Annotated in this window: 3 protein-coding genes and 1 pseudogene; all 4 read left to right on the top strand. The window is 73.7% G+C overall.

The genetic code is table 11. The features are described from left to right. A pseudogene (locus PKE44_RS15600) lies at positions 1-422 on the top strand (hydrogenase); the annotation flags it as partial. Then, positions 415-756 carry a hydrogenase maturation nickel metallochaperone HypA gene (gene hypA, locus PKE44_RS15605; RefSeq protein ID WP_324552939.1) on the top strand — a complete coding sequence of 114 codons (342 nt, stop codon included), beginning with the start codon at positions 415-417 and terminating at the stop codon, positions 754-756. The pseudogene PKE44_RS15600 and the gene hypA, both read left to right, overlap by 8 nt. A gap of 3 nt (positions 757-759) precedes the next feature. Next, positions 760-1647: a hydrogenase nickel incorporation protein HypB gene (hypB, locus tag PKE44_RS15610; protein ID WP_324552942.1), complete on the top strand. Its 888-nt coding sequence runs from the start codon at positions 760-762 to the stop codon at positions 1645-1647. A 12-nt stretch (positions 1648-1659) separates the two neighbouring features. Beyond that, a complete protein-coding gene (gene hypF, locus PKE44_RS15615; protein WP_324552945.1) occupies positions 1660-3972 on the top strand; it encodes a carbamoyltransferase HypF in 2313 nt (770 codons plus the stop codon). Positions 3973-4333: the final 361 nt, after the last annotated feature.

The following is a 4333-nucleotide window of genomic DNA, read 5'->3' on the forward strand; positions in this document are numbered from 1 at the left end:
TGGTGCGTCAGGCGGCGTCCCCGGTCGTCGCGCGGGCGCTGGAGCGCTCTGGCCCCTGCGTCGCGACGCGGCTGCTGGCGCTGTGGATGGAACTGCGCGCCGACTGGGGGCGCGTGCAGCGCGGCACGGGCGCCGCCGCGCTGCTGCGCGCGTACAGCCCGCGGCCGGGTGTCGGCCTCGCGCAGGTCGAATGCGCACGCGGCACGCTGACGCATCGCGTCGCGCTCGACGGGCCGCTGGTCACGGGCTGGCGGGTGCTGGCCCCGACCGAGTGGAACTTCCACCCGCGCGGGCCGCTCGCCGACGCCATCGCGACGCTGCCGGCGCAGTCCGATGCCGACGCGACCCGCGCCGCCGAGACCCTGGCCGCGGCGCTCGATCCCTGCGTGCGCATCGCGCTGCGGATGACCGCCGATGCATGAGCTATCGCTGTGCCAGAGCGTGGTGCGCTCGATCGAGGCCGCGGCCGGCCCGCACGGTTTCTCGCGCGTGCGCCGCGTGCGGCTGGCGATCGGCGCCTTCGCCGGCGTCGAGCCGGATGCGATGCGCTTCGGCTTCGATGTCGCCACGCAGGGCACGCTCGCCGAAGGCGCGACGCTCGAAATCCTCGAAGTGCCGGGCACGGCCTGGTGCTTCGACTGCAATGACACCGTGACGCTCGCGCAGCGTTTCGATGCCTGCCCGCGCTGCGCCGGCTTCCGGCTGCGGCTGACCGGCGGCGAGGAACTGCGCATCCAGGATCTGGAGGTCGACTGAAGCATGTGTACGGTCTGCGGCTGTGGCGCGGGTGAACTGCGCATCGACGGACTGGCCCCGCTCGCCCCGGCTGCGGCCGCACCGCTTGCGGTCGACGGCCTGAGACTGCGCATGGCTGGCGATCTTTCGAAACAAGGCCAGCCGTCGCCGTCGCCGGCCGCGCCGGCCTCGAAACAAGACCTGCACTTCGGCCACGGCCCGGCCGGCGTGCACGTCGGCGGCGTCGAACAGGGCCGGCTCGTGCAGCTCGAACTCGACATCCTCGCCAAGAACAACGACTTCGCGGCGCGAAACCGCCGCTGGTTCGCAGCGCACGGCGTGCATGCGCTGAACCTGGTCTCCAGCCCCGGCTCGGGCAAGACCACACTGCTCTGCGCGACCATCCGCCGGCTTGCCGGCGAACGTGCGCTCGCCGTCATCGAAGGCGACCAGCAGACCGCCAACGACGCCGAGCGCATCCGCGCCACCGGCGCGCCGGCCGTGCAGATCAACACCGGCAAGGGCTGCCACCTCGATGCCGACATGATCGCGCGCGCGCTGCCGCGCCTGCCGCTCGATCCGGGCACGCTGCTGTTCATCGAGAACGTCGGCAACCTGGTCTGCCCGGCGGCCTTCGATCTCGGCGAGGCGGCGAAGGTCGCGATCCTGTCGGTCACCGAGGGCGAGGACAAGCCGCTGAAATATCCGGACATCTTCGCAGCGGCCAGCCTCGTGCTGCTGAACAAGTCCGACCTGCTGCCGCACCTCGACTTCGATCTCGAATACGCGCTCGACTGCCTGCGCCGCGTCAATCCGCGCGCGCCGGTGCTGAGCGTATCGGCGAAGACCGGCGAAGGGCTCGACGCCTGGCTGGCGTGGCTGCGCACGCCGGCGCCGGTCGCGGAGGGCTGAAGCGGCCCGCTCATGAACATCCCCGCTCCCGTCGCCGTGCCGATCACCCGGCTCGCGCTGCAGGTGCGCGGTCTGGTGCAGGGCGTCGGCTTGCGGCCGTGGATCTGGCGGCTCGCACACGAGCACGGCCTCGCCGGCTGGGTGCGCAACGACGGCGACGGCGTCGCGATCGAGGTGCAGGGGCCGGCGCCGGCGCTGGCCTTGTTTCGTGCCGCGCTCGCCGTGCCGCCGCCGCTCGCGCGGCTCGACGCGATCGAGGCGCAGACGCTGGCACCGCTCGCCGGCTCCGATGGCTTCGCGATCCTCGACAGCGGCCGCGGGCCGGTGCGCACCGGCATCGGCGCCGACACCGCGGTCTGCGCGGACTGCCTCGCCGAGACCTTCGATCCGGCCGGAAGGCGCTGGCGCTATCCGTTCACGACCTGCACGCACTGCGGCCCGCGCTACACGATCGCCGCGAGACTCCCCTGGGATCGCCCGAACACCGCGCTCGCCGGCTTTGCGCTCTGCGCAAGCTGCCGTGAGGAATACGAAAATCCGGCCGACCGGCGCTTTCACGCCGAGGCGCTGGCCTGCCCGGCCTGCGGGCCACAGCTGCGGCTGCAGCGGCCCGACGGCAGCCGCGCGGAGGTCGATGGCGATCCGCTCGCCGCGACGCTGGCCTTGTTTCGTGCCGGCGGCATCGTCGCGGTCAAGGGCCTCGGCGGTTTTCATCTGATGTGCGATGCGCGCAATGCCGCCGCGGTCGCCGGGCTGCGCCGGCGCAAGCGCAGGCCCGGCAAACCCTTCGCGCTGCTTGCCGCAAACCCCGCCTCGCTCGCTGGTCTTGTTTCGACAGATGCGCCGGCGCGCGCGCTGCTCGAAAGCCCGCAGCGGCCGATCGTGCTGCTGCCGGCGCCCGCGGCGGACGCATATCTGCCCGGCATCGCGCCCGGCCTCGACCGGCTCGGCGTGATGCTGCCGGCGACGCCGCTGCAATACCTGTTGTTCCACGAGGCCGCCGGCCGCCCGGCCGGCAGCGACTGGCTGAGGGCCGCGCAGTCCGCGCTGTTCGTCTGCACCTCGGCCAATCCGTCCGGCGAGCCGCTGGCGATCGACGATGCCGAGGCCTGCACGCGGCTCGCCGGCATCGCCGATGCCGTGCTCGGCCACGACCGCGCGATCCTGCAGCGCGTCGATGACAGCGTGCTGCTCGCCCGCACCGGCAAGCCGCTGTTCCTGCGCCGTGCGCGCGGCTGGACGCCGCAGGAGATCCGCCTGCCGGCGGCCGGCCCGCCGGTGCTCGCGCTCGGCGGCGAGCTGAAGAACACCGTCTGTGTGACGCGCGCCGATCGCGCCTGGCTGTCGCAGCACCTCGGCGATCTCGGCAGCGCCGCCGCACGCCGGGCGCTGGCCGACACGGTCGCGCATCTGCTCGCGGTGCTGGACATCCGCCCCGAGCGCGTCGCCTGCGATCTGCATCCGGACTCGGCCGCCGCGCATTTCGCCAGCGAATACGCGGCCCGGCACGACCTGCCGCTGATTCCGGTCCAGCACCACCACGCCCACCTCGCCGCCGTGCTCGCCGAACACGGCCACACCGGCGCGGTGCTCGGACTCGTGCTCGATGGTTTCGGCCTCGGTCACGACGGCACGCTGTGGGGCGGCGAGTGGCTTTCGAAAGAAGGCCAGCGCCTCGGCCGGCTCGCGCCGATGCGGCTGCCCGGCGGCGATGCCGCGGCACGCGAGCCCTGGCGCATGGCGGCCTCGGCGCTGCATGCGCTCGGTCGCGCCGCCGACATCCCGGCCCGCCTGCCGCAGCCGGCCACCCGCACGGTCGCGGCGATGCTGGCCAAGGGCCTGCACTGCCCGCCGACCAGCAGCTGCGGCCGGCTGTTCGACGCCGCCGCCGGCCTGCTCGGCGTCTGTGCCGTCAACACCTATGAAGGCGAGGCCGCGATCCGCCTCGAAGCCGCCGCCCGCCGCCACGGCCCGGTCGAAGCCCTCGCCGGGCGCTGGCGATCTTTCGAGGACGGCACACTCGACCTGCTGCCGCTGCTCGCGAGCCTCGCCGACGAAACCGGGCCCGGACGCGGCGCCGCCCGCTTCCACGCGACGCTCGCTGCGGCGCTGGCCGCTCACAGCCTGCGGCTGGCCGCCCGGCACCGGCTCGATACCGTCGCGCTCGCCGGCGGCTGCTGCGCGAACCTGCTGCTGGTCGGCGACCTGCGCGCGCGGCTCGAAGCCGCCGGCCTGCGCGTGCTCGAAGCCTGCGAGCTGCCGCCGAACGACGGCGGGCTGGCGCTCGGGCAGGCCTGGGTGGCGATGGGGGGCGACGATGCCTGAAGGCCGCTCGTCCGCTGGCGTTCCGGGCCGCGCGGGGGCCGCGCGCGCGCAGGGCGTGCCGAAGTATTCCGGCCTGCGTCCGAACCGCCGGGGGGCGGCTGCGGTCAGTTCTGCCAGCCCGTCGCGCGAGGCCCGCATTGCTCATCCGGCCAGCCGGATTGATCCGAATCCCCCCCGAAAGCCGGAGTCCCCCCGTCATGTCGAAACATGCCCAGCACCACCTCGATGCCTTTTCCCGCCGCTGGCTCGATCTGTGGACGGCCGTACCGGTCGTCGTGGCGATCCGCGTCGGCCGCATGATGACCGCCGGCCCGTCGCTGTCGGCGCGCGATCATCGCGAATTCACGCGCATGGGCTCGGA

The sequence above is a fragment of the Plasticicumulans sp. genome, from assembly GCF_035331805.1.
Taxonomy (GTDB): domain Bacteria; phylum Pseudomonadota; class Gammaproteobacteria; order Competibacterales; family Competibacteraceae; genus Plasticicumulans.

Bases quoted from the DNA above. Each gene is read 5' to 3' on its own strand.
- hypB (WP_324552942.1), top strand. From the start codon at position 760: ATGTGTACGGTCTGCGGCTGTGGCGCGGGTGAACTGCGCATCGACGGA.
- hypA (WP_324552939.1), top strand. From the start codon at position 415: ATGCATGAGCTATCGCTGTGCCAGAGCGTGGTGCGCTCGATCGAGGCC.
- hypF (WP_324552945.1), top strand. From the start codon at position 1,660: ATGAACATCCCCGCTCCCGTCGCCGTGCCGATCACCCGGCTCGCGCTG.